Below are 21,413 nucleotides of genomic sequence, written 5' to 3' on the forward strand. Positions count from 1 at the left end.
TGTGACACACCACATTTTGAAAGGTATTCACAACATGCCGCTGGTGGTGTAGAAGCTTATAAATGTTGTGACACACCACATTTTGAAAGGTATTCACAACACTATATCTGCAACAAATCCTATGCCTACCGTTGTGACACACCACATTTTGAAAGGTATTCACAACTTGGAGATGGAGTATATAAAACAGGTATTTGTTGTGACACACCACATTTTGAAAGGTATTCACAACTAATCAATGGTATCAAAAACACATGTGTCTGTTGTGACACACCACATTTTGAAAGGTATTCACAACGCTAATTCAGGTAGAAAGCGTTTCTTCTTAGTTGTGACACACCACATTTTGAAAGGTATTCACAACCCTTCACGAAAAGTACGGTAAGTGCTTGTGTTGTGACACACCACATTTTGAAAGGTATTCACAACATATACTCTTGAATATATTTTATATATACAGTTGTGACACACCACATTTTGAAAGGTATTCACAACGATTATAATACTCTAAAATCATGTCTTTGTGTTGTGACACACCACATTTTGAAAGGTATTCACAACTTCAATAAATAGACACAAATACTATCATTGTTGTGACACACCACATTTTGAAAGGTATTCACAACGATACTAAATTCGATACTACCACACCTTCCGTTGTGACACACCACATTTTGAAAGGTATTCACAACTGGCATAGTTTTTTCATCAAAAAAAACGCAGTTGTGACACACCACATTTTGAAAGGTATTCACAACAGAAAACGCTGCCTTTATGTTAGTTGTAATGTTGTGACACACCACATTTTGAAAGGTATTCACAACGATTTCTGCGTAATATCTACTTTTATTATTGTTGTGACACACCACATTTTGAAAGGTATTCACAACTGAATAATTTAATAATGAAGCAATTCGATAATGTAATAATGAAATACAAAAGCAAAAAGTCTTATGTCTCACATCTTAAATCTTATGTCTATTTTCAGTTCACATTTTATAGAGTAAACACAACATGAATAATTTAATAATGAAGCAATTCGATAATGTAACAATGAAATACAAAAGCAAGAAGTCTCATGTCTTATATCTTAAATCTTATGTCTATTTTAATGTAACAATGAAATACAAAAGCAAAAAGTCTTACTACTTAATCCTTGCTACTTACTACTAATTAAAAAAGTCTTAAATCTTATGTCTATTTTAATGTAACAATGAAATACAAAAGCAAAAAGTCTTACTACTCAATTCTTGCTACTTACTACTACTTAATACTTGCTACTTACTACTAATTAAAAAAGTCTCATGTCTCTTAAGTATCTTTACACTATCATTTAACTATAAATAAGTTACTGAATAAACATGAAAAAAAATCTATTACTTACATTGCCTGTAGCTATTGCCTTCGATGAAAGCAAACTATATCAACACATTAAACACGAACTGCAAATTAAAGATGAACAGAAATTTAGTATAAGAATACTAAAACGTTCTATTGATGCCAGACAAAGAAATATAAAAGTAAATCTACAAGCAGATGTATTTGTTGATGAACCTATGACTAGTTTATTCCAAAATTCATTTGCTTATACAGACGTATCTAAGCAACAGCAAGTAATTATTATTGGTGCTGGCCCAGCTGGTTTGTTTGCAGCACTAAGGTTAATAGAACTTGGCATAAAACCAATTATTTTAGAAAGAGGAAAAAATGTGCAAGACAGAAGGAGAGACTTAGCCAACATCAATAAAAATAATATTGTAAATGAAAACTCAAACTATTGTTTTGGCGAAGGTGGTGCAGGCACATACAGCGATGGAAAATTATACACTAGAGCTACCAAACGTGGTGATATAAGAAGAGTGTTAGAAATTTTGGTACAACATGGTGCAAAGCAGAAAATATATTGTCTGATGCACATCCACATATTGGCACCAACAAACTACCTAAGATTATTCAAAATATTAGAAATACAATTATTGAATATGGTGGAGAAATACACTTTAATACAAAGCTTATAGATTTTAATGTAAAAAATAATACAATAGAATCTGTGTCTGCAATAGATGTAGAAAACAATACAATAGAAGATTACAAAGGCATCGCCTACATATTAGCAACAGGACATTCAGCAAGAGATATTTTTGAATTATTGCATCATAAATCAATTAAGATAGAAAATAAACCATTTGCTTTAGGCGTACGTGTAGAACATCAGCAACAAGTTATAAACCAACATCAATACCACAATAGCGAAGATATTAATTTGTTGCCAGCAGCATCATACAGTTTGGTGGATAATGTAGCATACAAAAATACAACGAAAGGTGTGTTTTCATTTTGTATGTGCCCAGGCGGATTTGTTGTGCCAGCACTACTGCGCAAACAGAAGTAGTAGTAAATGGTATGTCGCCATCAAAAAGAGATTCGCAATATGCCAATTCTGGTATTGTAGTGAGTATAGATGAAAATGATTGGAAAATATTTGAAGGTAAAGGTGTACTTGCAGCATTAGAATTTCAAAAACAAGCAGAGCAAAATGCATGGCGCATCTCACAAAGTCAAGTAGCACCAGCACAACTATTGAACGATTTTATTCAAAAGAAAAATTCAAGTACAGTATTAGCAACATCGTACCAGCCAGGTTTGGCAGCTACAAACTTGTACGATGTATTGCCAGAAGTTGTAGCTACTTGCTTACAAAAAGGATTTCTTGCATTTGGGAAAAAAATCAAACAATTTAATACCAATGAAGCACAGATAATTGGTGTAGAAAGCAGAACATCATCGCCAGTAAGAATACCCAGAGACAAAGAAACATTGGAGCATATACAAACTAAAAAACTCTTTCCATGTGCCGAAGGCGCAGGCTATGCTGGTGGCATTATGAGCGCTGCCATAGATGGCGAGCGTTGTGCTGAAAGCATTGTAAGAATATATAAATAAATGCAGGTCTATAAGCCGAGTTCTGTATAAAATATTGCTATTTTATTTCTATCATTTATCTGGGATAGTTGTCACCAACTACCTCTATCCATCTACCCACCAACATCCAGCGAGTAACTGTCAAGCATTGGGTTACATGATGTTTCAGCATCTGGGGTTTGCCTGTGCTAATATATTACTACAAAAGCATGTTTCACTACAGCACTACCTGTACTATTTTCTGTGGCACTTTCCATACATTACTGCATACAGCTGTTAGCTGTCAGATTTACTCTTTGCTGCTCAGACTTTCCTCATCTATAAAACTATAAACGCGATAGAACGACCTGCACCACAAAATTAATCTTTTATTTGTAAATTATTTTATCTGACTTGTTCTATAAAATGTGCTAAAGCATCTTTGTACACAACACATATAAAGATAACACCATACAAAGCACCAAAAAGATGCGCAGTATGTCCAATATTATCCAAATTTCGCTTAGACATATAGTATGAATAAGCAATATACAGTGGTCCAAAAATATAAGAAGGTATGAAAAATGGAATTGGGAATATCATAATTCCTTGTTGTGGATATAAAATGATACAGCAAAAAATTACTGCTGCAACAGCACCACTTGCACCTAATGCATTGTATGCAGGAAAATTGTTGTATTTCTTATAATCTGGAATGCTACTAATGGCTAAAGCACTTATATATAATGTTAAGTACAAACAACTACCCATTGTTTTTCCATAATAACTAATGAGAAAGTTTTCTACCAATGTACCAAATAAATACAAAGCATACGTTAAAAAAAAAGATGAAACATGTCAGCATGTATTAATCCATAACTAAAAAAACGATACCATTGTTTCCTAGCTTTGATAACATAGGCATTAAAAATTAATTCTTGAGAGATCTTTGGATTGCTAAAAGCCCATAGACTTGTGACGGCAGTAATAATAATAATGATGATTGTAATCATAGTATTTGCAATTTAAGTAAATATTTCAAATCTTGATGGTAATTTATCTATCTGTTTAAATTGACCTTCATTCAATTCAAAAATATGATGTTGTGTGCCATTGCTTATCATTAAAAATGGCGCAGCTATGGAAATATTATAATTCAATAATTGTTTTAAAGTATCATGGTTGATAGTAATGGAATTTGCCTTGCATTCTACCAAAATATGTGCCTGCAATTCTTGGTTGTACACTACAATATCATATCTTTTTTTAAGTTGATTAACTTTTATTTGTTTTTCAACCGAAATGTAATTTAATGGATATTGCAAGCTTGTAACAAAATAATCAATTAGAAATTGGCGTACTTTTTCTTCTGGAGTTAAGATTATCCATTTCTTTCTAATCTGACAATGAATAAATGTTTTACCATTTTCTTTTTTAATGTTGATTTTATTTTCTTGCATTATTTTTTATTGCAATAGCTTTTTAATACATTAGCAAAAATAGACGAATAAATTCTATTTTAACTATATAAATGATGACTTTTGATGCTATCCATAAAGAAATTTTGACCAAAAAATTTAAGCCAATTTATTTTTTTTGTGGAGAAGAATCCTATTTTATTGATATTCTAGAGCAAGCATTGCTCCAAAATGTACTACAAGAACATGAACGCGATTTTAATTTAGATATTTTTTATGCAAAAGATATTGATGCGCAACAAATACTGAATGCAGCAAGTCAATATCCATCGTTTGCAGAAAGAAGAATAGTGTTGGTAAGAGAAGCTCAGGATTTTAAAGCAAAAGTTTGGGAAGATTTAGAAAGTTATTTTAGTAAGCCAATACAAAGTACAGTATTGATTTTTTGCCACAAACATAAAGCATTAGACAAAAGATTAAAGATTAGCAAACTTATTGAAAAAGCATCTGAGTTTTTTGTGGCAGACAAAATTAAAGAAGAAATGTTGCCAACATGGATAGCCAATCATGTAAAACAAATCGACTTAAAAATTGATGCAACTGAATGTAACTTATTGGCAGAAAATTTAGGTAATGATTTGTCTAGAATTAATAATGAACTAGAAAAATTAAAAGTGGTATTGCCCAATGGAAGTAATATTACAAAAGAAGTAATTGAAAAATGGATAGGCATTTCAAAAGAATACAACTTAACAGAAATGAATAAGGCAATTATTCATCATAATTTTGAGAAAGCTATAAAGATTTCAATGTATTTTGAGAAAAATCCCAAAGCTGGTTCTATTATTGCAATTATAGCGTTCTTGTATCCATATTTTAGCAAATTACTTTTATACCACACGCAACAATCTAAAAGTGATAATGAGCTAAAAAGTATGGGCTTGTACTATTTACAAGATTATAAAATAGGTGTACGACAGTATTCTGCACAAAAAACAATACAAATTTTGCACTTACTCAACGAGTTTGATGCTAAAGCAAAAGGCTTGTACGCAAGTAACAATACTACTGATGCTAATTTGCTAAAAGAGTTAATTTATAAGATTATGAATTAACTAACTACATGATGTATGTAGTTAGTTAATTGAAATGTATTAATATTCGTGTGGTAATGTAAGACCAACTTGTTCATGCCATGGCAGTCCAAGTTTGCCAATTTGTTGCATAAATGGATCTGGATCCATTTCTTCAGTATTGTATACGCCTGGTTTCATCCAAATGCCTTCAAGCATCAATTTTGCGCCAAGCATGGCAGGAACGCCAGTTGTATAGCTAACGCCTTGTGCTTTGGTATCTGCATATGCATCTTGATGTTTGCAATTATTCCAAATAAAATAAGTTTGGTCTTTGCCATCTTTAATACCTTTTATCTGGCAGCCTATCGATGTTTCGCCAGTATAGTTTTCGCCTAAAGAACCTGGTTCTGGCAATAATGCTTTTAAAAATTCTAATGGCACAATATCTTGTCCTTGAAACTTAATAGGTTTGATAGAAGTTAGGCCTATGTTTTGCATTACAGTTAGATGTGTAATATATTGCTGTCCAAATGTCATCCAGAATCTTGCTCTTTTTATAGTTGGAAAGTTTTTTACTAAAGATTCTAATTCTTCGTGGTATAATAGATATGATTCTTTTGGGCCAATGTTTGGATATTCGATAGGTTTGTGAATAGACATTGCAGGAATTGTGACCCATTTGCCATTTTCCCAATATTTTCCATCTTGTGTTATTTCTCTGATGTTAATTTCAGGATTGAAGTTGGTAGCAAATGCTTGTCCGTGGTCGCCAGCATTACAATCAACAATATCTAAATAATGAATTTCATCAAAATGATGTTTTGCAGCATGTGCCACATATATTTGCGATTGTCCTGGGTCAAAACCACATCCTAACAATGCCATAATTCCTTTTTCCTTAAATCTTTCTTGGTATGCCCATTGCCAAGAATATTCAAATTTTGCTTCGTCTTTAGGTTCGTAGTTTGCTGTATCTAAGTAGTGTACGCCAGTTTCTAAACAAGCATCCATAATTGGCAAATCTTGGTATGGTAGCGCAACATTAATGACTAAATCTGGTTTAAAACTATGGATTAACTCTACCAATTGTTTTACATCATCTGCATCCACTGATGCTGTTTTGATATTTGCATTTGGAATATCGTTTGCTATGGCATCGCATTTAGATTTTGTTCTACTTGCTAGCATGATTTCAGAAAAAACTTCTGGAGCTTGAGCACATTTTCTTACTACAACATTGCCTACGCCACCAGCGCCAATAATTAAAACTTTTTTAGACATAATTTTTTTATTTTATTTTATCAAAAAACATTCCAAAAATAATCAATAATATTTTACTCAGCCTAAAAAAATACGAATACTCAAATCTTTTTTTTGAATAAGATTATGCTTGTTTATTTGTTTTTCTTTTTTAGTTTTTTTGCAAGTTTTATGGAGTGTTTTAATGAGTTTAAATTGTTCCAATCACTATGTGAAATGATAATGTATTTTGGTTCAGGATATTTTTGTTGTACATTTTTGAGTGTATTTTCATATTCAAAAACATTGGCATCGCCTAAATAGCCTAAATTTTTTGAATCTACACCTTTTATTAAACAACCACCATATAGTATTTTTTCCTTATCAAACCAAATAGTGATGTTGTCAGTGGTATGTCCTTCTCCTGGATAATAAATTTCGAAAGCATATTGCCCAATATTGAATATAGTGTCTTTAGTGATTAAAAATTCTGCTCTCTTTTTATTGTTCTTTTTACTTAGTTCGTCTGTGCGTGCCGTTGTGTAAGTTTTTATTCCAAGTTGCTTGTAGTATTCTAGTCCTTCAGTTTTGTCGCTGTGCCAATGTGTTGCAAAGCAATAAGTCAGCTGTTTGTTGTGTTTTAGTTGTATGCTATCAAGCAAAGGTTGAAATTGAGTGGTGTCCCAAGGTGTGTCAAATAAAACAACACCTTCGTTTGTTAGTAGATACATGCCATTTGCAGGTATCTTTGTTCCTTCGTAAGTATTATATGTGGTGTATATATAAAAGTTGCCAGTAAGATGAGCTATTTTTAATTTTGCTTCTTCGTTTGCAAAAATATTAAGTAGAGAAAATGTAAAAATAATTGTGAGTGTGATAGTGTGCATCTAATCGTTTTTTATTGAATGAGTATTTTAGAAAACGAAGTTAAGTCCAAGATGTGTCAATTACAAATTAATCTGAAAATTGATAAATGTATTTGTGTTTATTTGTTTTGCTTTATTATGTCATCAATAATTTCTAGATGATGTTTGGCATGTGTATCAAGAAAATTTACTGTTTGCATTAATTTAAGCTGTCCAAAAACTGGATGTTCCAAAAATGCATCTTGTGAAAGATTTTCAAACTTTTTAATATTTTTTCTTGTATCAGATATTAGTTTTGTTAGTATTTTGTCATCGATATGAGTTTTGGGCAGCAAAGTTTCTGGTGATTTGCCAAATCCTCTTGGAATCATTTTTGTAATAAGAACAATATTTCTAATAAAATTAAAACGCCATTTGTATTCTTCAGGATTTGATTTGGATAACAAATCAGCGTACTCATTGAATGACATTAAAGTGTGTTCTATATGCCAGCCAATACTTACTCTGGATATGGTGTTGTCTTGTAATCGATAATATGGAATTTTAGTTTCAAACTGGTCTAAAAGTAAGTTGAATTTATCTAGATATATTTTTAAGTTTTTGGTCATAAGATGGATAATAGCACTAATGTATTATAATTTCTTGATTGCTATAATATTTATATGTATTAAATGTTTGTTACGGTCAATAACTTATTTCGTAAATTTAATTATATTTTCTTTCCATTCTTCTTTGTATTTGTCTACAATATCTTCATGCCCAGCAGATTTATATATTTTTAATTGTTTTTCTCCTTGTAGATTTTTAAATATTAAATCAATTTCTTCTTTACTAACTTTGTTGTCTTTCAAACCATACATCAATAAAGTTTTTATTTTTATTTTCTTTGCATATTCAGTTGGATTGTGGTTAAATGCATTGAAATTATTTTGAAGTCCACCATAGAATAAAAGTAAGTATGACATAGGAAAACTTGGTGCATTCATGATTTTAAATCTAGCTTGTACAGTTTTTAACATATTTCCAAATGGACATTCAATAATAATTGATGTTGGTTCTAAGTTATAATCACTAATAGATTTCATAATTGCAACTGAGCCCATAGATATTCCATACAATATTATTTTAGATTTTGCTGTATACTTATTAAAGTAATCAAAAACATATTTTACTTGTTCAGACTCAAAATAACCTATCGTTGTTTTGTTTCCTGTAGAATTGCCTGAGCCAATAAAATCTACTAAGACAGTATTGAATCCTAAGTCATTTAATAAATTTGATTTCTCAATCATTTGAGATTTGCAACCTGCATAGCCATGAAAAATCAATACTGTAGGTTGTAGACTATCAATAATAATGTGCCAACAATCAATGGTGTCTGAATTGTATTTGATTTTAATTGTTTTAAATTTTCTATTTGGAAATGAAGTGTTAGTTGGTCTTGGATTATCAATGCCAAACACTATAGTTCTTATTTTTTGAACAATAGATAACTTGTTTGGGTCATTGGTTCTTGTAGTTTCTTCAATGTCAAAATGTGTGAACTTATAAGCATGGAAATAAGCAATAGCATTGATTAAAACAAATAATATAATAAAGATACTCAGTAACCATTTTTTATACCTTCGGAGTATTGTCATTTATTAATCAAATTTAATTTATTAAAGCTAATAATTATATTGAGACACACGATATATAAAATTGTTTTCTATGCTTTATTTCCTAAAAATACTACATATCCGAGATTTTGTTACAATGTTCCTTAATTAGGTTACAGCTGCTGTGTATTTAGTGCGCAACTTTGTATCATAAAATACAAACAAAATGAATCTAATTAAAATCTTAATCATCGTAACAAACATTAGCCAATATGAAAGTGGAAATCTAGAAACTGGCTTATGGTTGAGTGAACTAACGCATTTATACGCTGCTGCAGAAGCAAAAGGATATGACATTACAATTGCAAGTCCAAATGGTGGCAATGTACCATTGGATCCAGAAAGTTTAAAGAAAATGATGCTCGATAAAGTTTCAAAAGCATACTTAAATGATAGTGCTTTTATGAATCTTTTGAAAAATAGTAAAAGTTTAAAAGCTATAGAAAACGAAAAATTTGATGTGGTGTATTTAGCAGGTGGACATGGTACGATGTACGATTTCCCAAATGATACCACCATGCAAAACATTATTGCAAAACAATATGAGTCTGGAAAAATAGTTGCGGCTATTTGTCATGGTGTAGGTGGTTTGTTGAATGTAAAATTAACTAATGGAAACTATCTAATTCAAAATAAAAAAATGACTGGATTTTCTTGGTTTGAAGAAAAATTAGCTCGAAGAAAAAAAGAAGTACCATTCAATTTAGAAGCAGAACTAAAAACTAAAAATCCAAATTACAAAAAAGCATTTATTCCTATGACTTCTAAAGTAGTTGTTGATGGAAACTTGATTACAGGACAAAATCCATTTAGTTCTAAAAAGATGGCAAAAGTAGTTATGCAACAATTACAAAATCAAATTAAATAATTAGGCTTATTATATTTATTTATAAATTACAGAAATCATGAACACAATAAATAACAATCAAACAATCATAAATCTTGCTGGAAATGAAGTCTCTATTTTAAAAGATGGTTTGTATGATAGATTTCATTCTAATCCACCACTTGCTATTATAGAAAATGAAAGTCCAGAAATTGATTTATCTTGGTTTAAAACCATAAAAAAAGTAAAAAAGAATGTAGGATTTGAAACTTATTCGCCCAATTTTTATTATAAGAATAGTAGTATCACAGCTATTTATACTGCAGATTTAAAACAGTTAAAAGCATTAATGCCAGATAAAATAAAAAATATTGTTCAGCCTATTTCTATTTTTCCAAATAGAGGTCTAATTGCTATTACTGCTTATGCTTATCATTATTGCGACAATGATGTATATAATGAACTCTCCATTTCTATTGCAACTACAAAACCTAACTCAACTAACTTTGGTGTATTTTCATTATTAGGTCAATTAAAAAATAAAAACCTTTGGGGTTATGTTTTGAAGTTACCAGTAAATACTGACTTAGCAAGAGTGCGTGGTGTAGTTGGTTATAATTTACCTAAATGGAAAATTCCTATAGATTATAAAGAAAACAACAAAGAAATTACTTTTGATTTTTATGATGAACAAGGAAATTTAGACTTTACTATGATAGGAAAAAAATTAGAAATAGAAAATAATAAACCAACTCTAACTCGTTCTAATTTTATTAATCTAAATAAAGAAGATAAACTTACACATGGCTACAACGATACTCGTGCTATTCAAAAAGCGAGTAGTAGCAAACAAAACGATGTGCAATTAAATTTAAGTAATGGCGCTTTATCATCCTATATAAAATCATTAGATTTAGGAAGATTAATACGCTATGATTATCAACCAGATTTTCAAGCAGCATTATATACACCAGAAATTATTGAATCAAAATAAAAAATACAGTCATGGATTTTAACAGCATTTTTCACTCTCAAAAAGTATTTTTCAATACACATAAAACAAAAGATATTGCATTTAGAAAAAAAACATTAATTAAACTAAAAAGCATTCTAAAAAATAATGAACAAGAATTATTCGATGCAATCTATAAAGATTTTCGCAAAAGCAAATTCGATACCTTTTTAACAGAATTAAATCTTATCTATAATGAAATAGATTTCTTCTTAAAAAATTTAAACACAATTAGCAAACCTAAAAAAGTAAAAACAGCAATCAGTCTTCAACCAGGCAAGAGTTTTATATATTCAGAGCCATTAGGCGTTACGATGGTTATTGGTGCTTGGAATTATCCATATCAACTAACACTTTTACCTTTGGTAACTGCCATTGCAGCTGGCAACACTTGCATTGTAAAACCAAGCGAATTGCCAGTAAATACTATGCATTTGATTGCTAAATTAATCAATACAAATTTCTCATCTAATTATTTATTTGTAGTAGAAGGCGGCGTTCCAGAAACAACTGAATTATTAAAACTCAAATTTGATAAAATCTTTTTTACTGGAAGTCCAATGGTAGGTAAAATTGTATATGAAGCAGCTGCAAAAAATTTAGTGCCAGTTACTTTGGAGTTAGGTGGGAAATCTCCAGCAATAGTAACCAAAACAGCTGACTTAGAAGTTGCAGCTAAAAGATTAATTTGGGGGAAATTTTTAAATGGTGGACAAACTTGCATTGCACCAGATTATTTGTTGGTAGAAGCATCTGTGAAACCAAAATTAATTGAAATCATTAAAAGCAAACTAGATAAAATTCAATATACTGATGGTGCAGAACATTATGTAAGCATCATTAACAAAAGAAATTACGACAGAATTTTAAGATTAATAGATAATGATAAAATTGTTTATGGTGGCAAACACAATGATGAAACATTATATATAGAACCAACCATTTTAGATAATGTTTCATGGGAAGATGCTGTAATGCAAGAAGAAATTTTTGGTCCAGTTTTACCAATTATATCTTATAATAATTACGATGAAATATTGCAAAAAATTATTGATGGAGAAAAACCATTAGCTGCTTATTTGTTTACTAAAAATCAAGAAGAAAAAGATAAATTCTTAAACTATGTTTCTTTTGGTGGAGGTTGTATTAATGATACATTGATGCAAATTACCAACGATTATTTACCTTTTGGTGGTATTGGAAATTCTGGTATTGGAAATTATCATGGTGAATTTGGTTTTAATACTTTTTCACATCAAAAATCTATTATAGAGAAAGTAAATTGGGGAGAACCTGATTGGAAATATCCACCCTATTCAGATAAAAAAATGAGTTATTTAAAAAAAGTAATGTAATTTAATACGATGCAAGTTATATTAGGTGCCAACGGACAAATTGGTTATGAGTTAGCCAAAGAATTAAAACGAAATTTTACTTCAAATATTCGTATTGTAAGTAGAAAGCCAGAGAAAGTAAATGAAACGGATACTTTATTTGCTGCTGATTTAACGAATAAGGAACAAGCCATTGCTGCTGTAAAAGATTGCAAGATAGCTTATTTTACTTTAGGGTTACCAATAAGCACTGATTTATGGGAAGCACAATTTCAACTTATTTTACGCAATGTAATAGATGCTTGTAAAATCAATGATACTAAATTGGTTTATTTTGATAATACTTATATGTATCCACAAAATGATAAAGTTTTAACAGAAGAAACAAAGTTTGCACCTGTTGGTAGAAAAGGAAAAGTAAGAGCTAAGATGACCGAAATGTTGTTGGCAGAAATGCAAGCAGGAAATATTGAAGCAGTAATTTGTAGAGCACCAGAATTTTATGGACCAGCCAAAACACAAAGCATAACCAACTCACTTATTTTTAATAATATTAAAGAAAATAAAAAATTACGAGTACCATTAAGTGATTCAAAATTACGTAGTTTAATTTGGACACCAGATGCCAGTAGAGCTACAGCATTAATTGGTAATACACCTAGTGCTTATAATCAATCGTGGCATTTACCAATAGATGATAAGCGATTAACCTACAAACAATTTATTGCTTTAATAGAAACTGTTTATAATCAAAAATTGAACTATACAGTTATACCAAAATTTGTTTTTAGGATTGGTGCATTGTTTAATGATAGAATAAAAGAATTACTAGAACTATTGCCAAGATATGAACACAACAATATTTTCGATGATTCAAAATTCAGAGAACATTTTCCAAATTTTGTAGTTACCACTTATGAGCAAGGCATCACTCAAATTAAAAATGAACAATAAAACATTCGTGGCAATAAAAATATAAAATATGACAACACCTATAAAAGTTAATTCAATCAATAATTTGCATCAATTGTTAGGCATAGGAAAACCAAAACATCCATTAATAAGTGTGTTTGATTTTTCAAGCATAGCATCTAATGTTGCAGAATTAACAATGCCAATTACATCTGATTTTTATGTTATTGCTATAAAACAAGAATGTACAGGTAAATTCAAATACGGACAACAATACTACGATTATGATGATGGCGTAATGTATTTTACAGCACCACAACAAGTACTACAGTTTGAAGATATGTTGCTCGAAGTAATAAAAAGCAAAGTTTTAGTCATTCATCCAGATTTTTTACATGGCTATCCATTGGCAACCAACATAAAACAATATGGCTATTTTTCTTATGCTACCAACGAAGCACTTTTTCTTTCGGAACAAGAAGAACAAGCTATATTAGATATTTTTGAAAATATTAGTAAAGAAATCAACACCAATATGGATGCTTTTACGCAAGATTTATTGATTTCTAATATAGAATTATTGTTGAAATATAATGACCGATTTTACAATCGACAATTTTTAACACGCAAAAAAGTAAACAGCGATTTATTAACTAAACTAGAAAGTATTTTAGATAACAATTTTAAAAGTAAAAATATAGAAGAGTTTGGTATTCCAAGTGTTCAAGAAATAGCGAGTCAATTAAATTTAAGTCCAAATTATTTAAGTGATATGTTGCGTGTACAAACAGGACAAACAACCCAACAACATATACAAAATAGAATTATAGAAAAAGCAAAAGAATTACTGAGTACATCAAAATTGTCCGTATCAGAAATTGCTTATCAATTAGGTTTTGAGCATGCACAATCTTTTCATCGATTATTTAAAAATAAAACCAATATTTCACCATTAGAATTTAGACAGTCATTTAATTAATATAAAAATATGAATTTAGAAGAAGTGTTAAATTACAGGCGTTCTGTAAGAGTTTTTGATAAAACAAAACCATTAGATACTCAAAAAGTAAAACATTGCTTAGAATTGGCAACTTTAGCTCCTAATAGTTCTAATATGCAGTTATGGGAATTTTACCATATAACCAATCCTGAGTTAATGAATAAAGTTTCGTATGCATGTTTAGACCAAACAGCTACGCAAACAGCTACACAACTTGTAGTTTTTGTTACTAGAAAAGACAAAAATAAACAGCATGCAAAGTTTGTTTTAGATTTTGAAAGAGAAAACATAGCACGAAATAGTCCAAAAGACAGACAGGAAAAACGAATAAAAGATAGAGAACTATATTATGGAAAAATAATGCCTTTGCTTTATACAAATTTCTTTGGTGTTTTAGGTACATTTAGAGTTGGACTAACTAAAGTTATTGGTTTATTTCGTACTATAACAAGAGAAGTTTCTGAAAATGATATGCGTGTAGTAGTTCATAAATCTACTGCTTTAGCTGCACAAACATTTATGATTGCAATGGCAAATGAAGGATATGATACTTGTCCATTAGAAGGATTTGATAGTAAAGTTTTGAAGAAAGCACTAAAACTTCCAAATGGTGCAGAAATAAATATGGTTGTGGCTTGTGGTATTAGAAAAGGAGAAGAAGGTATTTTTGGCGAAAGATGTAGAGTGCCATTTGATGAAGTTTATAAATTAAATTAAAAAAATACTTAACAAATAAATTAACTATTATGAAAACAATTAAAGCAGAAAATGATCCTCAAATCATCTCAGAAATTAGATCTTTTTTAAAAGCACTAAACAATAGTGGAGGTCAGCCATTGGAAACAATGACACCACAAGAGGCAAGACAAGTATTAATTGATGCTCAAAAATCTGTTGAGTTCGATTATTCAGATATTGTAGAAACCGAAAGAACAATCACACAAGATGGAATTACTGTAAATATACATATCGTAAAACCAGCTAATGCAGTAGCTACAAAATTACCTGTATTTATGTTTACATGGTGGTGGTTGGATATTAGGAGATTATCCAACACATAGAAGACTCGTAAGAGATTTAGTAGTAAATAGTGGTGCAGCAGCCGTTTTTACAGATTATACGCCTTCGCCAGAAGCCAAATATCCAACAGCTATAAATGAGATTTATGCAGCTACAAAATGGGTTTCAGAAAATAGCGATGAAATAGGTGTTGATGGCAATAATATGGCAGCAGCAGGAAACAGCGTTGGTGGTAATATGACTGCGGTACTGTGCTTGATGGCAAAAGATAAAGGTGGTCCAAAAATAAAATTTCAATTATTGTTGTGGCCAGTTACAGATGCTAATTTTACTAGAGATTCTTGGCAGAAATATGCCGAAGAAAGATTTTTAACAGCTTCATTAATGAAATGGATGTGGGATAATTATACAAGCAATGAAGAACAAAGAAAAGAATATTATGCAACACCATTTAGTGCTACTATTGAACAATTAAAAGGTTTACCACCAGCATTGGTACAATTGGCAGAAAATGATATTTTGTTTGATGAAGGTTTGGCTTATGCAAGAAAATTAGACGAAGCAGGTGTACCTACTACTATTCAAACTTATAATGGATTTATACATGATTATGGTTTATTAAATCCACTAGACCATATTGATGCTATAAGATTTTCTACTGAACAAGCAGCATTAGCTTTGCGTAAAGCATTATTCTCTTAGTGATAGATAATTCATAACTAATAAACTTAAAAAAATTATTATTTTAGTAGATAGAATAACCATTATGCAAAGCCTACCAATACTCATACTTGTTTTTGTAATATCAGGAATTATAATTTGGTATTGTTCCAATAAACTATCTGATGTGGTAGATTATATTGATGATACATTTAAACTAGGTGCTGCATTTGGTGGAACAATAATGTTATCAATTGCAACAAACTTACCAGAATTATCTATTGTTGTACAAGGTGTATTGCAAAAAGATACATCATTAGCAATTGGAAATATTTTAGGCGGAATAGCCATGCAAACATTATTGCTAAGTTTGTTTGATTTCTCTGCAAGAAAAAACGATAGCAAGCCTTTCAGTGCTTTGGTAAATCCAATTGTCTCCATCATGCAAGGCTTATTTCTAATTGCAATTTTAGCAATTGTTATCATGGGCACACAGTTTAGTAAAAATAAAATTTCGACAAATTTACCTATAGCTGAAATTTTTATAGGTATATTCTGGTTGTCTAGTTTGTATTTGCTGCATAAAAGCAATCAAAACATAAAAGAAGATAACAGTGAGGCAAATAATATTGCTTTGTCGAATTATACAAAATCAAAAGCATTGATTATGCTGTTTGTGTTAGGTACAGCAATATTTGTTTTTGGCTATTTATTAGGATACACAAGCGATAAATTAGCAGATAAATTTCATATAGATGGTGTGATATTTGGTGCAACAATATTAGCATTTGTAACAAGTCTACCTGAAATTTCTGGTGGCTTAGCTTTTGTAAAACAAAGAAATTATCAATCAATAGTTAGTGATATTTTTGGAGGAAATACTTTTCTGCCTGTTTTATTTTTAATCGCATCTATTATCAATCATTCAACATTATTGCCAAGTGCAGATCATTCAAATATATACCTAACAGCTTTGTCTATTATACTTACAAGTATTTATATGATAGGAATGGCATTAAAATCTGATAAAAGATACTATGGTATGGGCATAGATTCTTGGCTAGCTATTTTGGTATATATAATCGGAATAGCAGGAATGATATTTGTAGCATAGTTCTATTAAAATATTATATTTATAACGTAATTAGATAAAATTATAAATCACAAAAAAAGCAACATGAAAAAGATATTATTAATAGTTACTAATGTAGACCATTATGCAAGCGGATTGGAAACAGGATTATGGTTAAGCGAACTAACACATATATACCACAGTGCAAACGAAAAAGGATGGAATATCACAATTGCAAGCCCAAAAGGAGGCAATGTGCCAATAGATCCAGAAAGTTTAAAACCATTGGTCTTAGATAAAATTACAAAAGATTATTACGAAAATCAAGAGTTTATGAATAATCTCAATCAATCAAAAGCTTTAAGTGAAATTGAAAATGAAATCTTTGATTGTGTATATTTGGCAGGTGGTCACGCAACAATGTATGATTTTCCTGATGATAAAACATTACAATTAATACTTGCAAAACAATATGAAAGTAATAGAATTGTAGCAGCTATTTGCCATGGTGTTGGTGGATTGTTAAATGTGAAATTGAGTAATGGAGAATATTTAATAAAAGGAAAAAAATTAACAGGTTTCGATTGGTTTGAAGAGTCTATTGCGCGAAGAAAAAGAGAAGTGCCATTTAACTTAGAAGCTGAATTAAATGAAAGAGGCGTAATTTATAACAAAGCATTAATTCCAATGACATCAAAAGTAGTTGTAGATGGAAATTTAATAACTGGGCAAAACCCATTTAGCTCAAAAGAAATGGCAAAAGTATTAATTAAAGAATTAGATAAATAACTTGTCTTCTTAAAGCAATATAAAATTGATTGTTTTTTGTAATTTTATAAAGTGAGAAAGTCAGAGAGCATTCAAGCATTCTATGAAGAAAGATTTCAATGGATACCTACTGAAATAAGAAACAGTCTTGGACATTTTAATGTATTTCAACTACAATATCCAATCATCGGAAAAGGTGCAAAAGATTTAGAATATGGCAGGCGTGAGTGGTACAATATTGTTTTAGTTGCTGGTGGAGGAATTTATCAAAGTTCTGGAAAAGAATATAAAGTAAAAAAGCATGCTATTACATTTTCTAATCCACACACACCTTTTGGTTGGCAAGAACGAAATAAAATTACCAAAGGTTACTACTGTCTTTTCAATGAACAATTTCTACATAAGTACAAGAAAGTTATTGAATTTCCAATGTTTAAAGCAAATGCTTTGCCTTTGTTTGAACTAAGCGCTAAAGATGCGAAAGTTATAGAATTATTGTTTAAAAGAATGTTTGTAGAATTAAGTTCAAATTATCTTTATAAATACGATATAATACGATTGTTGATTGAAGATATAGTACATATCACTATGAAATCTGCAAATTTTGATGCACATGAACACGATACACAATCAGCATCAAAGCGAATTACATTGCAATTTTTAGAATTATTAGAAAGACAATTTCCAATAGAATCAACTAACCAAGTATTAAGATTAACTTCTGCATCAGACTTTGCAAAACAACTCAATGTGCATGTCAATCATTTAAATAAATCCGTAAGAGAAAATACTGAAAAAAGCACTACAGCATTAATTAAAGAACGCATTTTGCAAGAAGCAAAAACATTAATTCATTATTCAGATTGGAACATCTCGGAAATAGCATATGTATTAGGATTTAAAGAAACAACACACTTCAATAATTTCTTCAAAAAATCAACAGAACTTACACCTTCGCAATACAGAAACTTATAAAATTATTAAGTAAAGACTGTATCAATCATTCCACAAATGAGCCATACTCTTAAATACACAAATAAAAATCTAAATTTGTATTTATCTCATAAAATTAACAAGATAAATACAATTATAAATGTAACTTATTTTCAACTTTTAATTTGTTTAGTCATTTGTAGTTATTTGATTTTCGTAAGTTTTAGTTTGATTCATATTACTTAGCATCTTATTTATAGTTATACCTTTGTATCGTAAAATTAGTAAAGATGAAAACAGTAATATTAAACAATGGTGTAGAAATGCCAATTTTAGGATACGGTGTATTTCAAGTTCCAGATTATGAAGAATGTAAAAAAAGTGTTCTGGCAGCTTTAGAAATAGGCTATAGAAGTATAGATACTGCACAAATTTATGGAAATGAACAAGCAGTAGGTGATGCAATAAAAGAAAGCGGAATTTCAAGAAATGAATTATTTATAGCAACTAAGCTATGGATTTCAGATTATGGTTATGAAAAAGCAAAGAGTGCATTTGAAGTTTCTTTAAACAAATTGCAATTAGATTATTTGGATTTGTATTTATTACATCAACCATATAATGATGTTTATGGTTCTTGGAGAGCTATGGAAGAACTAAATATAAATGGAAAAGTAAGAGCTATTGGTGTAAGCAATTTCTATCCAGATAGATTGGTAGATTTATATAGCTTTAATGACGTAAAACCTGCTTTGAATCAAATTGAAACAAATGTGTTTTTTCAAAGAACAGTTGACCAAGCAGTTATGAATGAGTTAGATGTGCAACACGAATCATGGGCACCATTTGCAGAAGGCAAAGCAGATTTTTTCAATAACGAAGTATTAACTACAATAGGAAATAAATATAACAAAACAGTAGCACAAGTTACACTTCGTTGGATGATTCAACGTAATATTGTTGTAATTCCAAAATCAGTTACGCCATCAAGAATGCAACAAAATTTTGATGTCTTTGATTTTGAATTATCACAAGAAGATATGAATCTTATTGCTACTTTAGATACAAATACCAGTCATTTCTTCGACCACAGAGATCCGGAAAGAGTGAAATGGTTTGCATCAAGAGTTCAGTCTTAATGCTTGATTTTAAATGTTTAATTTTGTATTCTAAATTGAATTTATATAATTAAGTAACACAATGAAAGAAAATATAATTCAAATGAAATCTTTTGAATTTGCTTTAAAATCAATAGAACTCTATAAAATGTTGTTGGATAAAAATGAGTATGTTTTATCAAGACAATTTTTTCGTTCAGCGACAAGCATTGGAGCAAATGTTGAAGAAGCCACCATGACTTATAGTAAAAAGGAGTTTGCTGCCAAAATGGGAATAGCATCGAAAGAAGCAAGGGAAACAGCATATTGGTTAAAGTTGATTAAAGCAAGTGGTTTTATCCATTATGATTATACAGAATTAGAAATAGAGATTGAAAGTATAATTAAAATATTGACATCCATTGTAAAAACTGCACAAACTAATATTCAACATTAAACATCCAACATTCAAAATTATAATAAAATGGAAAGAAGAGATTTATTAAAAACAATAGGATTAGGTATTGCAGGAATTGCTGTTGCACCGACTAATGTGTTTGCAAAGAATAAAAAGAAATTACAAGTAACTAACAATATTAAAACTAATTTGAGCAAAAGAAAATTAGGAAAAACATTAGAAGTTTCAAGTATTGGATTAGGAGTACAAAATATGAGCAGAACGTATCAAACTACTATTCCTAACAGAGCTCAAATGCATAATATTATTCGTAATGCTTACGAAAATGGTGTTACACTTTTTGATGCAGCAGAAGCTTATGGACCATTAGAAGTAGAAAGAATTTTAGGCGAAGGTGTAAAAGAATTTCGTAATGATATTGTCATTGCTACTAAGTTTGGTTGGAATATCGACCAAGAAACTGGAAAAAGATTACCAGGGTTAAACAGCAAGCCAGACCATATAAAATTAGTAGTTGATGGTATGTTAAAACGTTTACAAACAGACCGTATCGATTTGTTATACCAACATCGTGTTGATCCAGAAGTACCTATTGAAGATGTGGTAGGCACTATTCAAGATTTAATGAAAGCTGGCAAAGTATTGCATTATGGTTTATCTGAGCCTGGTGTACAAACAGTACGAAGAGCACACGCCATGCAACCTATTACCGCCATACAAAATGAATATTCTTTACTATGGCGTGGACCAGAAAATGAGATTATTCCTCTTTGCGAAGAATTAGGAATTGGCTTTGTACCTTGGAGTCCATTAGGTGTTGGTTTTTTAACAGGTGCTATCGACGAAAATACACGTTTTGCGCAAGGCGATATTCGTGGTGTAGAATCTCGTTTTTCGACAGAAAATTTACCAAATAATTTGGCACTAGTGGAGCTTTTGAAAAAATGGGCAAAAAATAAAAATGCGACACCAACACAAATTTCATTAGCTTGGTTACAAGCACAAAATCCTTGGATAGTTCCTATTCCAGGCACAACACAAATGGAACACATGAAAGAAAATATTGGTGCAGATGCTATTAAATTTTCTGATAGCGAATTACAAACATTCAATAAAGAACTTAATGAAATTAATATCTTAGGTGAACGATTACCAGAGTATGTTCTTCAATTTTCAGGTGTAGAAGCACCAATGAAAAAGTAA

General features: G+C 30.3%; 19 protein-coding genes, 1 other RNA gene, 2 pseudogenes and 1 CRISPR repeat array (1 of these 23 only partly in view). Of the genes and pseudogenes, 15 read left to right on the top strand and 7 right to left on the bottom strand.

Annotation, left to right across the window (positions count from 1 at the left end; all coding sequences use genetic code 11):
• Positions 1 to 890: a CRISPR direct-repeat array (repeat unit 36 nt; unit sequence GTTGTGACACACCACATTTTGAAAGGTATTCACAAC) (it extends 68 nt beyond the left edge of the window).
• Positions 891 to 1,361: 471 nt separating this feature from the next.
• A pseudogene (locus tag IPK18_08785) lies at positions 1,362 to 2,943 on the top strand (FAD-binding protein).
• Here the strand turns inward: IPK18_08785 and rnpB are convergent.
• The 3 genes from rnpB to IPK18_08800 all read right to left on the bottom strand — a co-directional run bounded on the left by rnpB (position 2,939) and on the right by IPK18_08800 (position 4,361).
• Positions 2,939 to 3,276: RNase P RNA component class A (gene rnpB / locus IPK18_08790), an RNA gene on the bottom strand. The pseudogene IPK18_08785 and the gene rnpB sit on opposite strands and share 5 nt — an antisense overlap.
• A 30-nt stretch (positions 3,277 to 3,306) precedes the next feature.
• The gene (locus IPK18_08795; protein QQR96995.1) at positions 3,307 to 3,711 is read right to left on the bottom strand and encodes a rhomboid family intramembrane serine protease; all 405 of its coding nucleotides are present in this window, start codon (positions 3,709 to 3,711) and stop codon (positions 3,307 to 3,309) included.
• Between the two features lie 215 nt (positions 3,712 to 3,926).
• Positions 3,927 to 4,361, bottom strand: coding sequence for a type I restriction enzyme HsdR N-terminal domain-containing protein (locus IPK18_08800; GenBank protein QQR96996.1), 435 nt, complete (start codon positions 4,359 to 4,361; stop codon positions 3,927 to 3,929).
• A gap of 71 nt (positions 4,362 to 4,432) precedes the next feature.
• Between IPK18_08800 and holA the strand changes: the two genes are divergently transcribed.
• Positions 4,433 to 5,434, top strand: a complete 1,002-nt coding sequence (gene holA, locus IPK18_08805; protein QQR96997.1) for a DNA polymerase III subunit delta — start codon at positions 4,433 to 4,435, stop codon at positions 5,432 to 5,434.
• A gap of 39 nt (positions 5,435 to 5,473) precedes the next feature.
• On the opposite strand, the gene IPK18_08810 is transcribed toward holA, so the two are convergent.
• The 4 genes from IPK18_08810 to IPK18_08825 all read right to left on the bottom strand — a co-directional run bounded on the left by IPK18_08810 (position 5,474) and on the right by IPK18_08825 (position 9,140).
• Positions 5,474 to 6,676 carry a saccharopine dehydrogenase family protein gene (locus tag IPK18_08810; protein QQR96998.1) on the bottom strand — a complete coding sequence of 401 codons (1,203 nt, stop codon included), beginning with the start codon at positions 6,674 to 6,676 and terminating at the stop codon, positions 5,474 to 5,476.
• A 113-nt stretch (positions 6,677 to 6,789) separates the two neighbouring features.
• On the bottom strand, positions 6,790 to 7,521 hold the full coding sequence (bla, locus tag IPK18_08815; GenBank protein ID QQR96999.1) for a BlaB/IND/MUS family subclass B1 metallo-beta-lactamase: 732 nt from the start codon (positions 7,519 to 7,521) through the stop codon (positions 6,790 to 6,792).
• Between the two features lie 98 nt (positions 7,522 to 7,619).
• Positions 7,620 to 8,108, bottom strand: coding sequence for a hypothetical protein (locus IPK18_08820; GenBank protein ID QQR97000.1), 489 nt, complete (start codon positions 8,106 to 8,108; stop codon positions 7,620 to 7,622).
• Between the two features lie 84 nt (positions 8,109 to 8,192).
• Entirely contained in the window at positions 8,193 to 9,140 is a 948-nt protein-coding gene (locus IPK18_08825) for an alpha/beta fold hydrolase (protein ID QQR97001.1), read from the bottom strand.
• 184 nt (positions 9,141 to 9,324) lie between these two features.
• Between IPK18_08825 and IPK18_08830 the strand changes: the two genes are divergently transcribed.
• The 13 genes and pseudogenes from IPK18_08830 to IPK18_08890 all read left to right on the top strand — a co-directional run bounded on the left by IPK18_08830 (position 9,325) and on the right by IPK18_08890 (position 21,413).
• Entirely contained in the window at positions 9,325 to 10,026 is a 702-nt protein-coding gene (locus tag IPK18_08830) for a type 1 glutamine amidotransferase domain-containing protein (GenBank protein QQR97002.1), read from the top strand.
• Positions 10,027 to 10,063: 37 nt separating this feature from the next.
• Entirely contained in the window at positions 10,064 to 10,978 is a 915-nt protein-coding gene (locus IPK18_08835) for an acetoacetate decarboxylase (ADC) (protein QQR97003.1), read from the top strand.
• 11 nt (positions 10,979 to 10,989) lie between these two features.
• Positions 10,990 to 12,351 carry an aldehyde dehydrogenase family protein gene (locus tag IPK18_08840; GenBank protein QQR97004.1) on the top strand — a complete coding sequence of 454 codons (1,362 nt, stop codon included), beginning with the start codon at positions 10,990 to 10,992 and terminating at the stop codon, positions 12,349 to 12,351.
• 9 nt (positions 12,352 to 12,360) lie between these two features.
• Positions 12,361 to 13,284 carry an NAD-dependent epimerase/dehydratase family protein gene (locus IPK18_08845; protein ID QQR97005.1) on the top strand — a complete coding sequence of 308 codons (924 nt, stop codon included), beginning with the start codon at positions 12,361 to 12,363 and terminating at the stop codon, positions 13,282 to 13,284.
• Positions 13,285 to 13,312: 28 nt separating this feature from the next.
• The gene (locus IPK18_08850) at positions 13,313 to 14,221 is read left to right on the top strand and encodes a helix-turn-helix transcriptional regulator (GenBank protein QQR97006.1); all 909 of its coding nucleotides are present in this window, start codon (positions 13,313 to 13,315) and stop codon (positions 14,219 to 14,221) included.
• Between the two features lie 9 nt (positions 14,222 to 14,230).
• Complete coding sequence (locus IPK18_08855; protein QQR97007.1) at positions 14,231 to 14,959, top strand: nitroreductase family protein; 729 nt, start codon at positions 14,231 to 14,233, stop codon at positions 14,957 to 14,959.
• A gap of 29 nt (positions 14,960 to 14,988) precedes the next feature.
• Positions 14,989 to 15,964: pseudogene (locus IPK18_08860) on the top strand (alpha/beta hydrolase).
• Positions 15,965 to 16,028: 64 nt separating this feature from the next.
• On the top strand, positions 16,029 to 17,036 hold the full coding sequence (locus IPK18_08865; GenBank protein ID QQR97008.1) for a hypothetical protein: 1,008 nt from the start codon (positions 16,029 to 16,031) through the stop codon (positions 17,034 to 17,036).
• Positions 17,037 to 17,099: 63 nt separating this feature from the next.
• On the top strand, positions 17,100 to 17,783 hold the full coding sequence (locus IPK18_08870; GenBank protein ID QQR97009.1) for a type 1 glutamine amidotransferase domain-containing protein: 684 nt from the start codon (positions 17,100 to 17,102) through the stop codon (positions 17,781 to 17,783).
• 51 nt (positions 17,784 to 17,834) lie between these two features.
• A complete protein-coding gene (locus IPK18_08875; protein ID QQR97010.1) occupies positions 17,835 to 18,737 on the top strand; it encodes an AraC family transcriptional regulator in 903 nt (300 codons plus the stop codon).
• Between the two features lie 248 nt (positions 18,738 to 18,985).
• Positions 18,986 to 19,834 (top strand): aldo/keto reductase, encoded by an 849-nt coding sequence (locus IPK18_08880; GenBank protein QQR97011.1) that lies wholly within the window; start codon positions 18,986 to 18,988, stop codon positions 19,832 to 19,834.
• Between the two features lie 61 nt (positions 19,835 to 19,895).
• Entirely contained in the window at positions 19,896 to 20,249 is a 354-nt protein-coding gene (locus IPK18_08885) for a four helix bundle protein (GenBank protein ID QQR97012.1), read from the top strand.
• Between the two features lie 27 nt (positions 20,250 to 20,276).
• The gene (locus IPK18_08890) at positions 20,277 to 21,413 is read left to right on the top strand and encodes an aldo/keto reductase (protein QQR97013.1); all 1,137 of its coding nucleotides are present in this window, start codon (positions 20,277 to 20,279) and stop codon (positions 21,411 to 21,413) included.

Source organism: Sphingobacteriales bacterium, from assembly GCA_016699615.1.
Lineage (GTDB): Bacteria > Bacteroidota > Bacteroidia > Chitinophagales > JADIYW01 > JADJSS01.